Raw genomic sequence first — 21082 nt, forward strand, 5'->3', positions numbered from 1 at the left:
ATTGCTGGTATTTATAATTATGAACTTTCTTTGAAGATAAATTAGCGATCGCCTGAGAATTTCGCAAGAGGTCTATTTTCTTGTTGCGTGCCTTGGATCGAGTCGGTTTGACTGCCAAAGATGTGGAAATTGTGCCTTTGCCCCACGCTGACGGTAAAGCTGCTCTTGAGAAAGGCGATGTCGATGCCTGGGCTGGTCTCGATCCATTTATGGCACAGACAGAAGTTGAAAAAGGCTCGAAACTTTTCTTTCGCGATCCCAAACTAATTAGTCAAGGTTTTTTGAATGTCCGCGAGGCATTTGCCAAACAATATCCCGAACAAGTTAGTCAAGTGCTAACTGCCTATGAGAAGGCACGGAAATGGGCGATCGCAAATCCTAGTGAACTCAAGCAAGTGGTGATTAAAGCATCGAAGCTGACAGAAGCGGTAGCAACTAAACAATTAGAGGAGCGAACCGATATATCAAACTCATCGATTGGTGATGAACAAAAAGCAGTTATTAGTGCTGCTGGGGATGTCTTGAAAAAAAGCGGCGTAATCGAGAATTCCGTTGACGTGATTACAGCAGTTAACGATTTAATAGATCCGCAGTATGTGGCAAAGATTGCAAAATCCTAAGTAAAAAACATCTGCTTTGGATCTATAGCGATTCTTAAACAAGTGAGGTACGTAGTTGGGCTTTAGCCCTCTGATTGTGCTTATGTAGTAAGTGAGGTAAGCACCTAACAACTCCCATTACCAACTAACAGTGATACCTCATCTACCTGAGAAGGGCTGTAGCGATTCTCAAACAAGTGAGGTACGCTCGCAGCAATTAGCAGTTAGCAATTAGCAATTAACCATTAGCAATTAGCAATAAGTTATGGGACAAAGACTTGCGATCGCAATCCCCACCGCGCAAACAGGTAATATCTGGCAATTCCTCAGTCGTCTGGGCAGAGCAAAAGGCTTGCTCTTGCCAGTATTTCTCTTAATATTGTGGGAAAGTCTCTCTAGGTTTGGCTTGGTTGCTCCTAACTTGTTACCTGCTCCCTCAACTATTCTCACAACAGTTTGGCAGCTCGGTGTAGCAGGGGAACTATGGCAGCACATCAGCATTACACTCTATCGGGTTTTTGTTGGCTTCTTGATTGGTACATTTTTGGCCACTATTCTAGGAGGATTAACAGGCTATTCTTGCCTAATTCACGATTTACTCGACCCACTTTTGCAGTCACTCCGTAACATTCCTTCCCTCGCATGGGTGCCACTATTCATCCTCTGGATGGGAATTCATGAGCCTTCTAAAATTGCTCTGATTGCCGTTGGAGTCTTTTTCCCCGTTTACTTAAATCTCATGAGCGGCATTCACAATGTCGATCGCAAATTGGTTGAGGTTGGCAAAATCTATAGACTTAATGATTGGCAGCTTATCAGTCGTGTGTTTTTGCCTGCGACATTGCCTGCCTACATCGTCGGTTTGCGAAGTGGCTTGGGTTTGGGCTGGATGTTTGTCGTGGCGGCTGAATTGATGGGAGCCAGTCAGGGTTTAGGCTTCTTATTGATCGACGGGCAAGCGACTGGACGACCTGCAATCACTCTCGCTAGCATTCTCCTGTTTGCAATTTGCGGAAAAGTGACTGACTCAGCGATCGGCTTTGCATCACATTGGCTACTCCATTGGCAGGATGTTTACGCTTCCAACCATTAGTTCAAAGCATTAGTTTCAAGAATTTATTCAAAGCGCCAAGGAGGAACCGTAGATGCTACTCATCGAAGGACTACATAAGCGATTTAAAAATGGCTTTGTAGGATTGGAGTCTATTGATTTAACTGTTAATCGTAGCGAAATTGTTAGTTTAATTGGTACGAGTGGTTGCGGCAAAAGTACACTTTTACGGATCGTTGCCGGATTAGATCTGCCAACTTATGGAGATGTGCAAATTGACGATATTCGCATTGACAAACCTCATCCAGAAATTGGTGTAATTTTTCAAGAACCTCGGCTGATGCCTTGGTTAACCGTCTGGGAAAATGTGCAGTTTGGTTTGCATCATTTACCGAAAGATGAACGCAAGGCACGGGCAAGTGATGCTCTAGTTAAGGTTGGATTACAAGATTTTGCTCGTTTGCTGCCGCGTCAACTATCAGGAGGAATGGCCCAACGGGTGGCGATCGCGCGTGCCCTTGTTACTAATCCTTCTATTTTATTGCTAGATGAACCCTTTAGTGCTCTCGATTCCTTTACTAGAATGCAATTACAGGATCGTCTGTTAGAAATTTGGCAATCCGATCGCCAGACCATGATTCTTGTCACCCATGATGTTGAAGAAGCACTGATTTTAAGCGATCGCGCGATCGTTATGCGTGGCAACCCTGGACGCATCCATCTTGAGCTAGATATCGATCTTCCCCGTCCCCGCAGGCGTACCGATCGCGATTTGCAATATTGGAAAGAAAAATTATTGAGTACCTTGGATTTATCCAATACGCAAACTGTTCCCTTAGAGGTTTAAATCCCAGGCTGATATCGCAATTAATATCCGATCGAGAAGCAGGAGGTTTCATTTGTCTGTTCTATAAATTTCAAGATGCAACAATTTCTATATTATAGTAAATAAAATTGTTGCCAAAACCCATCATTATCAAAGCAGCTATCTCAAAATCTAAATCCTAACTCAGCAAAACTTGATTTCAATCATGACTACTAAACTACTCCCAAGCTACGATCCCACTCTCTTTCAAGGAGCCATTTCTTATTACCTGCAATATCGACCGCGCTACCCAAATGATCTTTACGATTTAATCTCACAGGAATTTCAATTAGATGGGCAAGGCAAGCTTCTCGATCTCGGTTGTGGGATTGGCTTGGTAGCGATCGCCTTACACGATCGATTTCAATCTGTTTTGGGTATCGATCCCGATACAGAAATGCTCGAAGTTGCCAAGCAAGAAGCTAAACTGGCTCATGCTTCAAATATCACTTGGGTAAGGGATTTAGCAGAAAATATTTCCCCGGCAATTGGTACATTTTCCCTTGTCACCATTGGTCGTGCTTTTCATTGGATGGATCAAGAATTGGTGCTACAGCGTAGCTACAATGTGCTCGATCGCACCAGTAACGCTAATAGGGGGATAGCGATTATTCAAACTGAAAAAGATATTTGGTCAAATGACTCTGTTTGGGCACAAAATGTGCTAGCGACGATCAAACGGTGGCTAGGAGAAGAGCGGCGTGTGGGATTGAGTAGCGTTCCTTTGCTCTACAAGTCTGATTTAGAAGTTTTGGATCGATCGCCATTCGTTCGGATTAAGCGCCATAAGATTGACTTTCAAAAACACTGGACGATTGATAATTTTATTGGTTATCTCTACTCCACCGCTTACTGCCGTCGTGATTACTTTAATGGCGATACTTCCGAATTTGAGGCGGAAATTAAAGCAGCAATTCTCAGTGCCGAACCTTCAGGTCAGTTTGTTGAAGATGTACCGATTTCTGTTTACTTGGGTTTTAAGGACTGACCAACCTATAGGAATCCTAAATCATTTGTACGTCATTATTTACCTCAATTTTGGATCGTCAAATATGAAAATATCCGTTGCAGACTCGAAAAGCACAACACAACAAGACAGCAAGCAAGATTATGTAGCGATCGCTAAATCGCTTGCTCAAGAATTTGGTGCTACTGCCATCGAACGAGATCGTCTTGGCGGTACGCCAAAGTATGAACGCGATCGCATTCGTTCTAGCGGTTTGCTCGGTTTGATTATCCCTAAAGAATATGGCGGTATTGGCGAAACATGGATCGCTGCACTCCAAATTTCCCGCGAGTTGGCAAAGACTGATAGTTCTCTAGCCCATGTTTACTCTTATCACCATTTAGGGGTTGTTATCCCGCATCTTTTTGGCACGGAGGAGCGCAAGGCACAGTTCTACAAAGATACGGTGACAAACAATTGGTTCTGGTGCAATGCTCTCAATCCCCTCGATCGCCGTGCCACTTTAACTCCTGATGGTACAGGCTTTTTACTCAACGGTACAAAAAGCTTTTGCTCGGGCTCTAAAGATTCTGATATCTTACCCATAACTGCGGTTCGTCAAGATACCTCGGAACTCACAATTATTGTAATTCCCACTCAAAGAGAGGGAATACAAATCCATGACGATTGGGATAATATGGGGCAACGTCAAACCGATAGCGGTAGTATTAGTTTCGACCAAGTGCGCGTTTATGACTCGGAAGTGTTTGGCGATCGCACCCGTGCTGATATTCCTTTCCGTACTTTACGAGCTTGTTTGACGCAAATCAATCTTGCCCATATTTATCTGGGTATTGCGGAAGGAGCATTTGCTGCTGCCAAAGACTATACTTGCACCCAAGGACGACCTTGGTTGACTTCCAATGCTCCTAGTGTGACGGAAGATCCCTACATTCTGAAGCACTACGGAGAAATGTGGGTCGATCTGCAAGCGGTTAGCAGTTTGACGGATCGAGCCGCCGCCATTCTGCAAGCAGCTTGGGAAAAAGGCATAGATTTAACAACAGAAGAACGTGGAAAATGCGCGATCGCGATCGCAACGGCAAAGGTTGCTGCCACAAAAATAGGTTTAGATGTGACTACTCGCATTTTTGAAGTGATGGGGGCGCGTGCTACCACCAGTAAATACGGTTTCGATCGCTACTGGCGTAATCTGAGAACGTTTACGCTACATGATTCTGTTGACTACAAAATTCACGATCTGGGTAATTGGGTACTCAACGATCAGCTCCCCAATCCCAGCTTTTATACGTAAAAATCATCATTCAAAAAGGATGTTTGATCTTCAATTTTTCTCCAGCAACTTGGTTGATGGGGTGAGAGCATCCCGATTTTGTAAAGGACTTACGCAACTGACACAATTAGTAGGGTGCGTCAGGCGATCGAACCCTAACGATCTCGTTCAATCGCTGCGTCAGACGCACCCTACAAAATCGGGATACTCCCGATGGACTTAAGTGGTGTAACTATGAGCGATCGCACCCCAAAATCTTAACACCCGAAAGTGAACAACTATTAACTCCGGTAAATTTATCGGAATATGGTGGTATACTGCCATAAAGTTAATCTCAATCCCTTCCTTATTGATATTTATGTGGATTAAGTTCTCAGAAGCCAAGCCTTTAGGCATTTTGACTTACTACCGCCAAAATTTCCTTTCGCGGAAAGGTCGCAGTCTTTCGCTGCTGTTTGCAACCGGACTCGGCTTGACTCTGGGAGCAGCAGGTTGTGCTTCCAGCGCTAGCACGACGGACACAGCCACTAAACCCACCACCCCGACCAACAGTACCGCACCCACGAAAAGCGTCACTGTTAACATCGGCTTCCAAAAGTCGGCTACCGTTCTCAACGCTCTTAAAACCAAAGGCGACTTAGAAAAAGCCTTAGCAGCCTCCAAATCTTCTGTAAAATTTGTAGAATTTCCGGCTGGGCCACCATTATTAGAAGGAATGAATGCAGGCAGTATTGACTTCGGCTACACAGGAGAAGCGCCGCCAGTCTTTGCCCAAGCTGCCGGAACACCATTAGTTTATGTTGCTTACGAAACATCCAATCCTCAGTCTGAAGGTATTGTGGTTCCCAAGGATTCACCCATACAAACTGTTGCCGATCTGAAAGGCAAAAAAGTTGCTTTTGCCAAAGGATCTAACACCAATTACTTAATAGTTAAAGCTTTAGAAGCGGCCGGACTTCAATACAGCGACATCACTCCAGTTTTTCTCAAACCCGCAGAGGCCCGTGCCGCTTTTGAAGGCGGAAATGTCGATGCTTGGGCGGTTTGGGATCCCTATTTAGCAGCAGCCGAAAAAACCGCAGGCGGACGACTGATTAAAGATGCCACAGGCATCGCGGCTAATCGAGGTTACTATCTCGCTCGTAAGGCTTTTGTTGACGAACATCCTGAGATTTTAAAACTGATTTTAGATGAGGTAAAAAAAGTAGATCGATGGGCGGCAGGCAATCCAGTAGAAGTTGCTAAATTTTTGGAGACACAATTAGGAATAGAAGCCTCCGTCTTAGAAGTGTCAGAAAAGCGACGTAAGTATGGCGTTTCTCCCTTGACGGATGAAGAGATAGCCGGACAGCAGGAAATTGCTGATACTTTCCATAAATTAGAGCTGATTCCTAAGCCAGTTCAGGTTAAAGAAATCGTTTTGAAAGATAGTAAGTAGAGTCATTAGCAAGAGGAAATCAAGGTGAATACTCAATTCATAAAAACCGATGTGCTGGTAATTGGTGGCGGTACGGCTGGCACTATGGCTGGCATCAAAGCTAAACAGGCAAATCCTGACAGCGAAGTGCTGATTTTAGAAAAGGCAAATATTCGCCGAAGTGGTGCGATCGCAATGGGCATGGATGGCGTAAATACTGCTGTCATTCCCGGTCATTCTACACCCGAACAGTACGTCCGCGAAATTACCCTTGCTAATGACGGTATCCTCAACCAAAAAGCCGTTTATCAAACCGGAAAATTAGGCTATGAAGTCATCCAAGAGTTAGAAAGTTGGGGCGTTAAATTTCAGAAAGATGCTCAGGGGAATTACGACTTAAAACAAGTTCACCGCGTCGGTAAATATGTGTTACCAATGCCCGAAGGTAAAGACCTCAAACAAATTTTAACTCGACAGGTGAAACGCCATAAAGTTAAAGTTACAAATCGAGTCATGGCAACCCGCGTCTTAGTACAAAAAGGACGCGCTACTGGTGCTGTTGGCTTTGACGTGCGAAATGGCGATTTTGTAGTAATTCAAGCCAAAGCTGTCATTCTTTCTACAGGTGCTTGCGGCCGTTTAGGACTGCCCGATTCTGGCTATCTTTATGGCACTTACGAAAATCCGACTAATGCCGGAGATGGCTATTCAATGGCTTACCACGCAGGCGCAGAACTTAGTAACATTGAGTGCTTTCAAGTCAATCCATTAATTAAAGATTATAATGGCCCTGCTTGCGCTTATGTTGCCGGCCCTTTTGGTGCTCATACTGCTAATGCCGAAGGTCATCGCTTCATTAATTGCGATTATTGGAGCGGTCAAATGATGCTGGAAATCTGGAAGGAATTAAACTCTGGTAAAGGCCCGATTCAATTAAAAATGACTCATCTCGATGAGGATACGATCGCTGAAATTGAATCAATTCTTTGGTCAAACGAGCGGCCGAGTCGAGGCAGATTTCACGAAGGTAGAGGCGAAAATTATCGCTCTCACGGCGTGGAGATGCACATTTCCGAAATAGGGCTATGCAGCGGTCACAGTGCCTCTGGTGTTTGGGTTAATGAAAAGGCAGAAACAACTGTGCCAGGACTTTATGCAGCGGGAGATATGGCCAGCGTTCCTCATAATTATATGATCGGCGCGTTTGTGTTTGGTAGGTTAGCAGGAACTAATGCCATTGATTACATCCAAGATGTAGATTATGTCGAGCCAGATGCTGAATTTCTGGAAGCTGAAAAAGCGCGAATTTATGCACCTTTAAATCTGCCGAATGGAATTCCTCACACGCAAGTAGAATATAAGTTGCGGCGCTTGGTGAATGATTATTTACAGCCGCCCAAAGTAGGGAACAAAATGGAGATTGGGCTGAATAATTTTGTCCGCTATCACGAAACCTTGGAGGAAATGGGTGCTCGCGATGCCCATGAGTTAATGCGCTGTATGGAAGTTCACTTTATTCGAGACTGTGCGGAGATGGCGGCGAGAGCTTCTTTGTATCGCCGCGAGACTCGTTGGGGGCTTTATCATTATCGATTAGATTACCCTGACAAGAATGATGAAGAGTGGTTTTGCCATGTTAACTTGAAAAAAGAAGAGTCCGGAGAAATGAGATTGTTTAAGCGTCCAGTTGAGCCTTATATTGTGGAGGTGGATTTGCATAAAGAGGATTATGATGTGGTCGCTCGTTGAGTTTTTATCGCGAGTGAATGTATTTTGTAAGTTGGGTTTTACTTTACATATTGCACCATTGTTAAAAGCTTGTAGGGGCGGGTTCGCCAAGAACCTTAAACCGCATAGCAAAAGCTAATAAACCCGCCCCCACCCCACGATTGATTCCTTTATTGACAATGGTGGAATATCTGAATTTTAACCGGATTTCTCTATTAGACTGGGTTTTAACCCAGCGGCTTAAAGAGAAGAGTGCTAAAGCACAACTACGTACCTTTGTTTATTCACAATTAACGATCGCAACTAACTATGGCTTTAATTACACAACGAATTGATGTCCCCGTCACTGTAGATGAGTCCAAGTGTTTGGAAAAATGCCATGTTTGCATTGATGTTTGTCCTTTGGATGTATTAGCAAAAAATCCAGAAACAGGCAAAGCTTACATGAAATACGATGAATGTTGGTTTTGCTTACCCTGTGAAAAAGAATGTCCGACGAATGCAATTACGGTTAAAATACCTTTCTTGTTGCGCTAATTTTGTTCTAATTTGTAGGAATTATAAAACTCATGAATGCTGAGACTGATAGCGAATTAAATCAATGGCTGGAAATGTTGCGATCGCCCGATCTCAGCGATCGCCTTGTTGCCGTTAAAAATCTACAATATTTGGGCGATGAAGAAGCTACAAATGCCCTACTCATTGCCCTGTCTGATGACAGCACTGCCGTTCAGAAAATTGCAATATCTGCTCTTTGGGAAATTGGCAACCCTGTAGCTATTCCCGCTTTAATCGAGTGTCTGGGTTCCGCCGATCTCGATATTCGCCAAGAAGCATTATCGGCGTTGAATGAATTAGTTTCACCCACTGATTTAAAGCAACTCCTAGATGCACTCCACCGCGACAATGTTAATATCAAACTCAACATATTAACTCTGTTGCGGAAGATTCACGATGCTCAATCTTTACCAGATATTTTACCATTCTTTGCATCAAAAATTCCTGAATTGAGAGCAGCAGCAGTTACGACTCTTAGCTATCTCAATCAGGTGCAAAAATGTCCGCAAGCTTTGGCTTTAGTATCTGACATAGATGTCAATGTTCGCCGTGCTACAGCTTTAACTTTAGGACATTTAACAGATCCAGAAGTCATCTCAATTTTGTGTCAAGCACTCAAAAGCGATACTGACTGGCAAGTGCGACGAAATGCGGCTAAATCTTTGGCAATTCATGCAGATTCTGCGGCAATTTCCGCGCTGGAAACGGCGGTAAGTGACGAACAATGGCAAGTTCGCAAATTCGCGTTACAAGCTTTGCAAAAAATGCCAGATGAACGAGTGCTACCTGCTTTAATTAGATCCTTAGCTGATGAATATTCTGACGTGCGAAAAGAAGCTGCGATCGCGCTCGGCAATCTCAGCAATCCGGCAGCGATGAATGCGCTACAGCAATCTCTCGACGATCCCGATAAAGAGGTTGCTATTTTCTCTCAAAAAGCGATTCAGAAAATTCAAAAATTACTGCAAAATTCCCCCAATGGTTAATTCTTCTTCGTTACCAAAAACTGACTCACATCTACCCTCAGAAAAGATCGATCCGCTGGGAGAATTGCGACAGCAAGAAGTTGTAAACTATCTCAAACAAGTCATCGAACCCACCCTCAAAAATGATATAATCAGTTTGGGCATGGTGCGAAATTTGCGAATTGTTGAGGGTTACATTTATTTGCGCCTTTATATTGGTTCGCATCAGCAAGACTTACAAGCAAAAATTGAATCTGTTTTATCACCTATGACCTGGTGTAAAAAAACTTATATTCAAATTTGCACGATCGCCAACGTGCGAACTACTTTAGCTATTTCTAGCGGTAAAGGTGGAGTGGGTAAATCCACAACTGCTGTCAATTTAGCAGCAGCTTTAAAATTACAGGGAGCTAAGGTGGGCTTGCTAGATGCTGATGTTTACGGCCCGAATATCCCTCAAATGTTAGGCTTAGGACAAGCCGATGTAGAGACAGTTAATACTGCTAAAGGTCAGAAATTTTTACCCTTGGAAGCACAAGGAATCAAACTGATGTCTGTGGGTTTACTAGCCGAACCAGAACGCCCTTTAGCATGGCGGGGTCCCGTTCTTCACAAAATTATTACTCAGTTTATTCAAGATGTAGAATGGGGCGAATTAGATTATTTATTAATTGACTTACCCCCAGGAACCGGAGATGCTCAAATTACCATTGTGCAAGAAAGTCCGATTTGTGGAGTGATACTTGTTACTACGCCGCAACAAGTATCTATTTCCGATGTCCGTCGCAATATTTATATGTTTCGCCAAGTCGGGGTTCCGGTTCTTGGCATTATTGAAAATATGAGTTATTTAATTTGCGATCGCGATCGAGAACCGCTGCAAATTTTTGGCAGTGGCGGCGGTAAACAGCTAGCAGAAGAACTCCAAGCGCCCCTCCTTGCCCAGATTCCTATAGATCCGCGCATCTGTGCGGGGGGTGATACAGGAAAACCGCTAACAATTGCAGATCCCAACTCGGCGGTATCTCAGATTTTTATGCAGATAGCAGCAGGGCTAGATGCTACTTTTTCTCCTGCGGGTGCAACTGATATATTGCCCGCGAATATTAATCAAATAAGCAACTAGAGAAGTAATACAAACAAAAATCTACAGAATGTGCTTGCATTTTTGAAGCCATCTGTGGAATAATAGGAGCTTGTCAGAGTTAACTACGGCACACCGATCGATTTATCGTAGTTTGTTGGTCAATAATGATTAGCTCAGCTTTTGCATGGGTATTGCGTTACTTGGTTTTCAATACTTGAAATTTAGGAAGGGATAGTGTTAACCCCATTGAGAGAGAGCCTATTTCCAGCTCGATTGAGGCATTTTTGGAGCAAACTAAAGCATAGTTCGCTCCAAACCTTTGGTTTACTTTTTGCAGTTGGCTTCAGTTTGAGTTTGACAGTTTCAGCCTGTACTCCTACTCAGCAAACAAATTCAACTACTGCCCCAACTTCTACTGCCACATCGGTGGCCAGTTCTAACGCACAACAAAGCAATGTAATTCGGATCGGCTATCAAAAATATGGAACTCTAAGCATCCTTAAATCACGGGGAAGTTTAGAGAAACGTTTGGCTTCCCAAAGCACTTCTGTACAGTGGCTTCAATTTCCCGCTGGTCCTCAATTACTAGAAGCTTTGAATGCAGGCAGTATTGACTTTGGCCATACAGGAGAAGCGCCGCCTATTTTCGCACAAGCTGCTGGCGCACCATTGGTATATGTTGCTAATGAGCCTCCTAATCCTAAAGGCGAAGCTATCTTAGTACCGAAAGATTCTCCCATCCAAGATGTGGCTGGGTTGAAAGGCAAAAAAGTTGTATTTAACAAAGGTTCAAATGTGCAATACCTAGTGGTAGAAGCATTAACAGCAGCCGGATTGAAATATAGCGACATTCAGCCTATTTATCTGCCGCCAGCAGATGGGCGGGCAGCTTTTGAACAAGGTAGCGTTGATGCTTGGGCGATTTGGGACCCGTTTTTTACAGTAGGGAAACGAGCTACAGGTGCTCGCGTTCTTAAGGATGGAGAAGGGCTTGTAGCTAATCGAGAATTCTATCTAGCTGCCAAACCTTTTAACGAGCAATATCCTGACCGGATCAAGGCAATTTTAGAGGAACTTCAAAAAGTAGATGAATGGGCGGCGGCTCAACCAACTGAGGTGGCGAAACTTCTGTCTCCTGAGCTGGGTATTGACGTTCCCGCTTTAGAGGAAATCTCACGGAGACGGCCTTACGGAGTGCAGCCGATTACGGATGAAGTCATTACTTACCAGCAAAAAGTTGCTGATACTTTCTTGGATTTAAAGCTACTTCCCAAACAGGTCAAAATTAGCGAAGTGGCTCAGGTAACTAAACAATAAGTAATCAGGGAGAATACGGCAAATGGAATTATTTTGGTTTATCCCAACTCACGGAGACGGACGCTATTTAGCTTCAGGAATTGGAGGGAGATCTGGCAGTTTTTCCTACTTAAAGCAAATCGCCCAAGCCGTTGATCACTTAGGGTTTACGGGTGCTCTGCTTCCGACTGGGCGCTCTTGCGAAGACGCATGGGTAGTGGCTTCATCCCTAATGTCTGTAACAGAAAAAATGCGTTTTTTAGTAGCAATTCGTCCGGGATTAATGTCTCCAGGGGTAGGAGCGCGGATGGCAGCAACCCTTGACAGATTATCTAATGGGCGCTTGCTGATTAATGTTGTTACGGGCGGCGATCCGGTGGAATTAGCTGGAGATGGAGTGCATCTGAGTCACGACGCACGTTATGAATTGACGGATGAATTTTTGACAGTTTGGAGAGCGATGCTTGAAGGTAGTAACTCCACTAACCTGCGAGATAAAGAAGTCAATTTTAGCGGTGAATATCTCCAAATTAAGGGCGGTAAAGTTCTATTTCCACCTGTACAAACTCCACATCCTCCCTTGTGGTTTGGCGGTTCCTCGCCAATCGCTCAACAAATTGCGGCTAAGCATATTGATGTTTATCTTACTTGGGGAGAACCGCCGCAACAAGTAGCAAAAAAAATTGAAGCTGTGAAAAAATTAGCCGCAGAACAGGGTAGAACTGTGCGGTTTGGAATTCGCCTTCACGTTATTGTCCGGGAAACAGAAAGCGAAGCTTGGGAGGACGCAAATCGATTGATTAAATATGTCGATGAAGATGCGATCGCAGCCGCCCAAAAAGCTTACGCCAGGATGGACTCTGAAGGACAGCGACGTATGACTGAACTGCATACAGGCAGTCGCGAAGCTCTGGAAATTAGCCCCAATTTGTGGGCGGGAATTGGGTTAGTAAGAGGCGGTGCCGGTACTGCTTTAGTAGGAGATCCCGATACCGTTGTTGCACGAATGTTGGAATATTCCGAATTGGGAATTGAAACTTTCATTTTCTCCGGTTATCCCCACTTGGAAGAAGCGTATCGAGTGGCTGAACTGCTATTCCCCCGCTTGCCGTTAAAAAACCAACCGGTTGTAAATCAACCACAAATGTTTAGTCCTTTTGGCGAAATTGTTGCCAACGAAAAGTTTCCCACACAAAAAGAAGTTGTTTCTCCCAGCGCATCATGAACAAAAAATGGTTCAAAAATTACTATTTTCAGCAGGTAATTCCTTGGATTGTACCAATTGTGCTGATTGTTAGCTGGCAATTGTTAGTACAGGTGGGTTGGCTTTCCACAAGAATTTTGCCAGCACCAACAGGTGTTTTAAGTGCAGGAATTAGATTGGCAATTACCGGGGAACTGTTTCACCATATTGGCATTAGTTCTTGGCGGGCGCTGGTTGGTTTCATCATAGGCGGAAGTATTGGTTTGATCCTAGGTTTCCTCAATGGTATTTTTCCAATCGCCGAAAAGCTGCTAGATACTTCTGTGCAAATGATCCGTAATATTCCCCACCTTGCCTTAATTCCCCTAGTAATTGTGTGGTTTGGAATTGGCGATCAAGCGCGATTATTTTTGGTGGCTTTGGGTGTATTTTTTCCAATGTATATCAATACATTTCATGGCATCCGTAGCGTCGATGCCGGATTGATTGAAATGGGAAAAGTCTATGGCTTGAATGCCACGTCTCTTTTGTGGCAAGTTATTCTGCCTGGGGCTTTGCCTTCAATTTTGGTAGGCGTGCGATTTTCTTTGGGGATTATGTGGATCACGCTAATTGTTGCAGAAACAATTGCGGCTGACTCTGGTATCGGTTATATGGCAATGAATGCTCGCGAGTTCATGCAAACTGATGTTGTAGTTTTGAGCATTATCATGTATGCTTTGTTGGGTAAATTTGCAGATGCGATCGCCAGGAAGTTAGAAGAAAAATGGCTGGCTTGGCATCCCAATTATCAGGCAGCTTAAGTCATTAGTCATTAGTCAACAGTCATTAGTCATTAGTCAACAGCCAACATTCAACGGTCAACAGTCAACAGTCAACAATGATTTCGGTGCAACCGGAATCGATATAAGCCTTTTGAGGCAATTGTTAAAATATTGGGGAAACGCTCGACGTTCCACCGTGGAAGCACATTTGTATCGCTGCATTTTTGCGTCAGTAACCTTCAACCAAACAATTGAGGAAAATTCAAGCATGAGTCAAGTTTTGCAAGAAGTGCTGTCTGCTAACCGGGAATATGCTGCCAACTTTGATGACAAAGGCAATTTGCCCCTACCTCCGGGTCGTCGCTTTGCTATTCTAACCTGCATGGACGCTCGCCTCGATCCAGCAAAATATGCTGGGCTAGCAGAAGGGGATGCCCATGTCATTCGTAATGCTGGAGGACGGGCAAGCGATGACGCAATTCGATCGCTCGTAATCTCTTACAAGCTATTGGGAACTCGTGAATGGTTCGTCATTCACCATACGGATTGTGGGATGCAACTCTTTACCGACAGCATCATCCGAGAACTATTGACAAACAGCCTGGAAACCGCTGTAATAGACGAAAACGGTTGGCGAGATGTAGGGCAGGGTTCGGGTTCGACGGAAGGTGAATTTGTCGATTGGTTAACGTTCAAAGATTTGGCAGAAAGCGTGTTTGTGGATGTCAAACGAATTCGCAACCATCCCCTTGTGCCACCAACCATTCCGATTTATGGCTTTATCTACGATGTGAAAACAGGGCAATTGATTGAAGTCCCCAGCGCAACTGAAGTCGGTCGAGCAACAGTTCCAGCGATCGCGTCATCGTAATGGACGATCGCAAAAATGCAGAATGCTTTGCGGTTTTCTCAACTATGAATTAGTGCTTTTCACGCTCTCACTATTATTGCAACTATGAGCCATTTGATTGAATACGAAGACGCAACTGATGAAGTGCGCGTAGTCTATGACGACATTCGCGCGACACGCAAAACCGAGTACATCAACAACTTTTGGAAAGCGATCGCCAACCATCCGCCTACCCTGCAACGTACCTGGCAGAATGTGAAGGAGGTGATGACGGTTCCGGGAGAACTCGATCCCCTGACCCGCGAGTTAATCTACATTGCTGTCAGCGTTACAAATGGTTGCCCATACTGCATTTCATCTCATACAGCCGCAGCGCGAGCCAAGGGAATGGATGATGCCATATTTGGGGAACTGATGGCAATCGTGGCAACCGCAAACGCTACCAATCGACTGGCAAATGGCTATCAAATTCCGGTGGATGAACAATTTAAATTATAAAAGGCGTTCAATCTTAACGACTTATAATCCATCTCTATGGCAACTGAATTAACAGTAGATGTTTCTCAGATTCCCGTTATAGATATCAGTTCGCTGGTATCGGATAATCCCGTAGATACAGTTGCAAATCAAATCCGACAAGCTTGCCGCGACACAGGTTTTTTTTACATTGTTGAGCATGGTGTAGACAAAGGCTTACAAAACCGTTTGGAGCAACTGAGCAGTCAGTTTTTTGCTCTAGATTTAGAAACCAAAATGCAAATTCGGATGGCGCTGGGAGGTCGGGCATGGCGCGGCTACTTTCCGGTTGGAGGTGAACTGACGAATGGTAAACCAGATTTGAAAGAAGGAATTTATTTTGGATCGGAATTGAATCAAACCCATCCGTCTGTTCAAGCAGGCGTTCCCATGTTTGGAGCCAATCTGTTTCCAGAGATTCCCCAGTTTCGCGAAACAATACTGGAATATCTAACAGTTATGACCCAACTGGGTCACACAGTAATGACTGGAATTGCCCTGAGTTTGAACTTAGAAGCATCTTACTTTCGCGACCGCTACACCACCGATCCCCTGATTTTATTTCGCATCTTTAACTATCCATTCCTAAGCAATCCGCAAGGGCAATCCTGGGGAGTGGGAGAGCATACCGATTATGGTTTGCTAACGATTCTCAAGCAGGATGATTTAGGTGGGTTGCAAGTGAAGACACGATCGGGCTGGATTGATGCTCCCCCGATCGCCAATTCATTTGTTTGTAACATTGGCGATATGCTCGATCGCCTCACAGGTGGACTTTATCGCTCTACTCCCCATCGAGTCAAGAATGTGTCGGGACGCGATCGCCTCTCATTTCCATTCTTCTTCGATCCCAATTTCAATGCACAACTCCACCCGATCGAAATCAAGGGAGCGATCGTCGATGACAACAAGAACGAACGTTGGGATAAAGCCAGCGTTCACGAGTTTCGCGGCACTTACGGCGATTATGTCCTGAGCAAAGCTGCAAAGGTTTTTCCCCAATTGCGCCAGGAAGTTTTGTAAACAGTCACCCATTGGTGACAAGTTAAGGCTCAAAGCCAGTTTTCAAGGGGATTTTCGGAGGTAGCTCAAAGAAAAAAGGTTCTCCACTGCCGACATTATAACTCTAATGTCAACTGGGGCTTAAATCCCTGCCAGATGAAAGGATAAGAAGCAAGTTCTTATCCTTGGTAGTCAGCGATCGCTTTTTGCCCTATAACTACTGCAACTATTACCAGGGGAAGACACTCATCCACTTGGATAAATGATTTTATTTCAATCGCTGCTGGCTGGGCGATCGCGCTTATTCTAAATTCCCTGCTTTCTTAACAGCTTGTTTCAAGTCTTCAAAGGTAATATTACCCTCTTCATCTCGATACGTCGCTAGCAGTTCCGCGGGGCTAGTACCTGTTTCTGCTAAAATGACTGCATTTAACCCAGGACTTAAAAAAAGCTCATTACTCGATATTTTGCCATCTTGATCGCCATCCAAGGCATTAAAAAGAGATTGAAGCTCTTGCTCAGTTGCCATAAGTTTCTATTTGAATTAGTTTTTTCAATTCAATATCCCATAATGTTGAAAAAGATGCAAGGAAAGTTACCTTTTACCCTGGCAGATACAAGCTGTTGCTGTCGTTTGGGCGTGTGCGTGTAGATACCTGGAAGTAGTCGCTACCGATTCATGCCCTAACGTCTGCTGCACCAAATGAATCGGCGCGCCCCTGTCTAGTGAATGCGAAGCGTGGGCGTGACGCAACCAATGGGGCTGACCTTTCCTGTAATCCCAGCGCGGTTCCCCAGCATCGTCTTCACCCCCGCTATTTGGAAGGTAGAAGATATCAGGTGTTTTGCTTTATCCAACATTTACCCACAAGCGGGGATTTTTAATTACCTGGTTTCCAAACTACTTCTTCAACTTTGAGCTGCTTGGGAATTAAGCCGAGTTCAAAAAAAGTATCCGCAATTTCCTGTTGCTCGGCAACCATATCAGCTTGGATCGGTTCAAATCCATAACTCCGCCGTCGAGTCACTACATCTAAGATAGAAACATCAATTTTCAGAATGGGAGCGAGAATCTTGACTACTTCTTCGGGATTCGCATCAGCCCAAGTCGCTACTGCTTGAGTTTCTTCTCTAATTGCCTCAATGATTTTGGAATTAGACTGAGTAAATGAGCGATTACCTAAGTAAAAATCTCGGTTAGCTGCTAGTCCTTTACTATCTTTAACAACACGAAGATTTACTTGCGATTGAGCTGCTGCATAAAAGGGATCCCAAATTACCCAAGCATCTACGTTACCTTGTTGGAAGGCAGCTCTGGCATCGGCTGGTGTCAGGTTGGCCGGCTCAATATCAGTCCATTTTATCCCTGCGGATTTCAGTGCTTTTGCTAACAGGTAATTGGCGCTTGAACCTTTTGTAAAAGCTATTTTCTTACCCCGCAAATCCGCAAGGGTTTGAATTGGTGAATTAGCAGGAACTAAAATACCTGAACTGCGGTCTTTGGGGGCGCTACCGCCAATGTAAAGCAGAGGTGCATTAGCAGCTTGGGCAAAGACTGGAGGAGCGTCCCCGGTGCGTGCGATGTCGATGCTGCCGGCGTTTAGTGCTTCCAGCATGGGGGGGCCTGACTGAAATTCTTTCCACTCAACTGATATACCTAGAGGCTGCAAGCGTTTCTCTAAACCGCCTCTAGCTTTGACTAGGGTGAAGGGGTCTAATTTCTGATGGCCGATGCGGACTACCTGAGCTTGAGCTGCTGCGGGGGAAGCGGCGGGGCTTGCAGAGCCCGTAGGGGTGGGAGTATTGTTACAGGCGGCGATCGCCCAATTTAAACTGATTCCCAATAGAAATAGCGCTGCTAGGGAAAGGTGCGATCGCCATAATTGAGCAAGGAATGAAATTAGTCTTTTGAGCATAAACAATAATATTGTTTGTTGGTAACTTTCCGATCAGAGACTTCCAACTAATTCGGGTTTGCCACTGTGTAACGCACCAACAAACTCTTGCAACTGCGATCGCAATCTTTGTTCTGTTTCCTCTTCAAGTTGTACGCTTGTTTCGTCATAACTTTGGATCTGCGTGTCTAAAACATAGACACCAGCCAAGATATGACTAGCGCCCAGCTCGGATAATACTGGTTTGAGGGCGTAGTTAATTGCTAATAAGTGACCCAGCGTACCTCCGGTGGCTATGGGGAGAATAACTTTACCAGCTAAACTCTTCTGCGGGAGCAAATCTAAATAAGCTTTGAGTACGCCTGTGTAGGCTGCTTTGTAAACAGGTGTGGCGATGATTATGCCCTTGGCTTCTACTACTAAATCATTGACTGCTTTCAAGTCTGAGCTCGCGAATTGTCCGTAAATTAATACCTCTGGCGGGATATCGCGGACGTTGATAAATGCCGTACTCAGTCCCTCTTTCTCGACAGCGCGGCGGGCGTATTCCAGGACGGCAAAGGAACGGGATGGATGAGACGGGCTACCTGCGATCGCAACAACATTAGGCATTTAATAGTCCTCCTATTTTTGACTCATTTAAAAATGAACGATTTACGGAATCGCTCATAAATACGGTAACTCAGTCGGTTTACCGTATTTAATAGATAGTAAGCTAGCACGGTCAATTTTAAAAAGCAAGTAAGTTGAGATGTAAAGTTTGATAACTCTTATACAAATTTTGTGCGATCGCGAATCTCTGCCCAAATCAACTGTCCGGTTATTTCCCCCCAATACAGCAGACTCTCACCGGACTCAAAAACAGAAACCGGTTAGCCACCGGATGCGGGTTCACCCAGAAGTAAGGGAAGGAGACTTACCCCTGAGGGTCGCTAGAACAAGCAGAACCTTTACAGGAACAGGGTTTGCTTGTTCTTAACAATTATTTATCAAAGTTCCCGAATATTGGGGAAAAATTCTCTTGCTTTTTGTAGAGACCTATGCAATACTCTTGTTAAATCGCAAAATACGCTAAATCGACTGATTTACAGTAGATTAAAGTTAGAGATGCTAATCTGCTCTTCACCCGAATCTGTGAGCAGCAGGCTAATTAACACTTGCTTAACAGCAACTTTTGAAAGCGAAATAAAGTTAACACTTAACTTTTAACTGTTAATTGTTATGAGCCTGTGCAATAAATTGTGAGATATATGGAGGTTTTTTATAATGGAATTAGGACTCTCAGGAATGCGCTTAGAATTAGTAAAACTCCAGAAGTCATTTGGAAATATTGAAATTTTGCGGGATATCAACCTCGAAATAAATCCCGGAGAATTTGTAGCAATTGTGGGTCGCAGTGGATGTGGCAAAAGTACCTTGCTGCGCTTAATCGCCGGACTAGAAAATCCCAGTCAAGGCACGGTCTTTCTAGACGGAAAGCCGTCTAAACAACTTAACTCCAAAGTGAGAATGATGTTTCAGGATGCACGGCTACTACCTTGGCAAAAAGTGCTGGCTAACGTGCAATTAGGGCTACTAAATGCCAAAGAAAGCACTCGCTATAAAGCGATGCAAGTTCTTCACGCTGTAGGGCTTGGCGATCGCGCCAGCGATTGGCCGGCTGTACTCTCCGGCGGTCAAAAGCAAAGAGTTTCTTTAGCAAGAGCCCTCGCCTGCGAACCCCACTTGCTGCTGCTTGATGAACCCCTCGGCGCGTTAGATGCTTTGACCCGTATTGAGATGCAGCAATTGTTAGAAAATTTGTGGCAAGAAAAAGGATTTACCGCGCTACTGATCACTCACGACGTAGAAGAAGCAGTGGTGCTAGCGGACAGAGTTATTTTAATAGAAAATGGTCAAATTGCAATGAACTGTTCTATTAATATCCCACGACCGAGGCAGAGAGGAAATGCTGTATTTGCAGCGAAAGTAGAGACGATTTTGCAGCGCGTTATGGAGCAAAAAGAAAGTAGTAAAGATGCAGAAAAGTTGGCAATAGCTGCGTTTCGGGAAACGGTAATTGGCATAAATTATCTCAATAGCAAGTTGTCTGGCTCAGTCGGACTTATTATGCTAAATTCTCAGGAGAATGCCAACTAATTAGGGCTTGCTGAATAGATAGTAATAAATATGTAGTGAAGTTTAATTACAGTAATTGAATACATAGGATAATTGTATAAATAACACAATCAAATTTTGTGATTTTAATATTTCTTTACGCGCTCGAATGTAGATTGAGTTACACTTATGCTATAGCAATCCTATATGATTTGTGAGAATTTACCATAACTGTGAAGCTTGGGGAAATCAAATATCTGATAATGAGTAACTAATTTAAATATATATTTGACGGCAGCAAATGTCTTACACATATGATAGCATTTCCTAATCCATTGTGAGTGCTTGTAACCAAATATCTTCAATTGGATTCTGAGTCGGATCGTTGGGTGCAAATTTCAAACAAGTGATTTTCCAATCAGATTCTTCTTGCACGATTATTTACCACTGATAAAAAGTCTTTAACCTCTGCTGAATAATGATATTTAGCGCCATCCCAAATTAATGCTATCCGCTTGTCGTTATATTGGCTCATCAGATATTTTAAATATTCGTAATTGCTCAACTAGGGGAAAAAAGGGAGCCATCAATAGAGAGAGCTTGTTGAATAGATTGATAAGCAGTTAAACCTTGACGCTTCCCAGTATTGACAACTGAACGAACAGCAGCAAATAAATCTCGCCCCCATGGAGAACGGAAGCCATTAAGTAGTTAAGCAAAATTAATTACATAATTATCTCCAAATTCTTTAAGAATTATTTCTACAGATGAAACAAGAGATTGCCAGCTAGAGTAGGCATCTATTTCGAGCCATTGATATTTGATCAACCGCCACAAAATCTCTATTAAATTCAACTCAGGTGAATAATTCCAATAGTTCGGACAGTTTTTAAGCAGCTAGAGTACCATAAGACAAGACTGAAGGAAGGTTAGGGTGATTTAAAATCA

The 21082-nt window shown here is 43.9% G+C and carries 21 protein-coding genes and 1 pseudogene; 17 read left to right on the forward strand and 5 right to left on the reverse strand.

Annotated elements, in window-relative coordinates:
* Positions 1–80: 80 nt before the first annotated feature.
* From QUA13_RS26715 to QUA13_RS26790, 16 genes are all read left to right on the forward strand, one after another.
* Entirely contained in the window at positions 81–620 is a 540-nt protein-coding gene (locus QUA13_RS26715; RefSeq protein WP_333203414.1) for an ABC transporter substrate-binding protein, read from the forward strand.
* Positions 621–864: 244 nt separating this feature from the next.
* The gene (locus tag QUA13_RS26720; protein ID WP_333203416.1) at positions 865–1692 is read left to right on the forward strand and encodes an ABC transporter permease; all 828 of its coding nucleotides are present in this window, start codon (positions 865–867) and stop codon (positions 1690–1692) included.
* Between the two features lie 52 nt (positions 1693–1744).
* The gene (locus QUA13_RS26725) at positions 1745–2497 is read left to right on the forward strand and encodes an ABC transporter ATP-binding protein (RefSeq protein WP_333203417.1); all 753 of its coding nucleotides are present in this window, start codon (positions 1745–1747) and stop codon (positions 2495–2497) included.
* Between the two features lie 184 nt (positions 2498–2681).
* The gene (locus tag QUA13_RS26730; RefSeq protein WP_333203419.1) at positions 2682–3503 is read left to right on the forward strand and encodes a class I SAM-dependent methyltransferase; all 822 of its coding nucleotides are present in this window, start codon (positions 2682–2684) and stop codon (positions 3501–3503) included.
* Positions 3504–3567: 64 nt separating this feature from the next.
* Positions 3568–4776, forward strand: a complete 1209-nt coding sequence (locus tag QUA13_RS26735; RefSeq protein WP_333203421.1) for an acyl-CoA dehydrogenase family protein — start codon at positions 3568–3570, stop codon at positions 4774–4776.
* Positions 4777–5113: 337 nt separating this feature from the next.
* A complete protein-coding gene (locus QUA13_RS26740; RefSeq protein WP_333203423.1) occupies positions 5114–6193 on the forward strand; it encodes a sulfonate ABC transporter substrate-binding protein in 1080 nt (359 codons plus the stop codon).
* Between the two features lie 24 nt (positions 6194–6217).
* On the forward strand, positions 6218–7921 hold the full coding sequence (locus QUA13_RS26745; RefSeq protein ID WP_333203425.1) for a fumarate reductase/succinate dehydrogenase flavoprotein subunit: 1704 nt from the start codon (positions 6218–6220) through the stop codon (positions 7919–7921).
* A 288-nt stretch (positions 7922–8209) separates the two neighbouring features.
* Positions 8210–8437, forward strand: a complete 228-nt coding sequence (locus QUA13_RS26750) for a 4Fe-4S dicluster domain-containing protein (RefSeq protein ID WP_172190211.1) — start codon at positions 8210–8212, stop codon at positions 8435–8437.
* Between the two features lie 32 nt (positions 8438–8469).
* The gene (locus QUA13_RS26755; protein ID WP_333203427.1) at positions 8470–9444 is read left to right on the forward strand and encodes a HEAT repeat domain-containing protein; all 975 of its coding nucleotides are present in this window, start codon (positions 8470–8472) and stop codon (positions 9442–9444) included.
* Positions 9437–10549 carry an Mrp/NBP35 family ATP-binding protein gene (locus QUA13_RS26760; protein ID WP_333203429.1) on the forward strand — a complete coding sequence of 371 codons (1113 nt, stop codon included), beginning with the start codon at positions 9437–9439 and terminating at the stop codon, positions 10547–10549. Before QUA13_RS26755 ends, QUA13_RS26760 begins: the two co-directional genes overlap by 8 nt.
* Before the next feature lie 309 nt (positions 10550–10858).
* Positions 10859–11827: a sulfonate ABC transporter substrate-binding protein gene (locus tag QUA13_RS26765; protein WP_333203431.1), complete on the forward strand. Its 969-nt coding sequence runs from the start codon at positions 10859–10861 to the stop codon at positions 11825–11827.
* A gap of 22 nt (positions 11828–11849) precedes the next feature.
* Complete coding sequence (ssuD, locus tag QUA13_RS26770) at positions 11850–13031, forward strand: FMNH2-dependent alkanesulfonate monooxygenase (protein WP_333203433.1); 1182 nt, start codon at positions 11850–11852, stop codon at positions 13029–13031.
* Entirely contained in the window at positions 13028–13813 is a 786-nt protein-coding gene (gene ssuC, locus QUA13_RS26775; RefSeq protein ID WP_333203435.1) for an aliphatic sulfonate ABC transporter permease SsuC, read from the forward strand. The genes ssuD and ssuC overlap by 4 nt, the downstream gene beginning before the upstream one ends.
* Before the next feature lie 229 nt (positions 13814–14042).
* The gene (locus QUA13_RS26780; protein WP_333203437.1) at positions 14043–14645 is read left to right on the forward strand and encodes a carbonic anhydrase; all 603 of its coding nucleotides are present in this window, start codon (positions 14043–14045) and stop codon (positions 14643–14645) included.
* Positions 14646–14729: 84 nt separating this feature from the next.
* Positions 14730–15122, forward strand: a complete 393-nt coding sequence (locus QUA13_RS26785; RefSeq protein WP_333203439.1) for a carboxymuconolactone decarboxylase family protein — start codon at positions 14730–14732, stop codon at positions 15120–15122.
* Positions 15123–15158: 36 nt separating this feature from the next.
* Positions 15159–16163, forward strand: a complete 1005-nt coding sequence (locus QUA13_RS26790; RefSeq protein WP_333203441.1) for a 2-oxoglutarate and iron-dependent oxygenase domain-containing protein — start codon at positions 15159–15161, stop codon at positions 16161–16163.
* Between the two features lie 280 nt (positions 16164–16443).
* Here QUA13_RS26790 and QUA13_RS26795 read toward each other — a convergent pair whose 3' ends face one another.
* The 4 genes from QUA13_RS26795 to ssuE form a co-directional block, all read right to left on the reverse strand.
* A complete protein-coding gene (locus QUA13_RS26795) occupies positions 16444–16671 on the reverse strand; it encodes an EF-hand domain-containing protein (RefSeq protein WP_172190219.1) in 228 nt (75 codons plus the stop codon).
* Between the two features lie 66 nt (positions 16672–16737).
* Complete coding sequence (locus QUA13_RS26800; protein ID WP_272030862.1) at positions 16738–16896, reverse strand: tyrosine-type recombinase/integrase; 159 nt, start codon at positions 16894–16896, stop codon at positions 16738–16740.
* A gap of 127 nt (positions 16897–17023) precedes the next feature.
* Entirely contained in the window at positions 17024–18058 is a 1035-nt protein-coding gene (locus tag QUA13_RS26805) for a sulfonate ABC transporter substrate-binding protein (protein WP_333203445.1), read from the reverse strand.
* 33 nt (positions 18059–18091) lie between these two features.
* Positions 18092–18649: an NADPH-dependent FMN reductase gene (gene ssuE, locus QUA13_RS26810; protein WP_333203447.1), complete on the reverse strand. Its 558-nt coding sequence runs from the start codon at positions 18647–18649 to the stop codon at positions 18092–18094.
* 654 nt (positions 18650–19303) lie between these two features.
* Here ssuE and QUA13_RS26815 point away from each other — a divergent pair.
* On the forward strand, positions 19304–20176 hold the full coding sequence (locus tag QUA13_RS26815) for an ATP-binding cassette domain-containing protein (RefSeq protein ID WP_333203449.1): 873 nt from the start codon (positions 19304–19306) through the stop codon (positions 20174–20176).
* A gap of 669 nt (positions 20177–20845) precedes the next feature.
* Here the strand turns inward: QUA13_RS26815 and QUA13_RS26820 are convergent.
* A pseudogene (locus QUA13_RS26820) lies at positions 20846–21004 on the reverse strand (IS630-like element ISAcma34 family transposase); the annotation flags it as partial.
* Positions 21005–21082: the final 78 nt, after the last annotated feature.

It is taken from the genome of Microcoleus sp. S28C3 (genome assembly GCF_036700785.1).
GTDB classification, from domain to species: domain Bacteria; phylum Cyanobacteriota; class Cyanobacteriia; order Cyanobacteriales; family Microcoleaceae; genus Microcoleus; species Microcoleus asticus.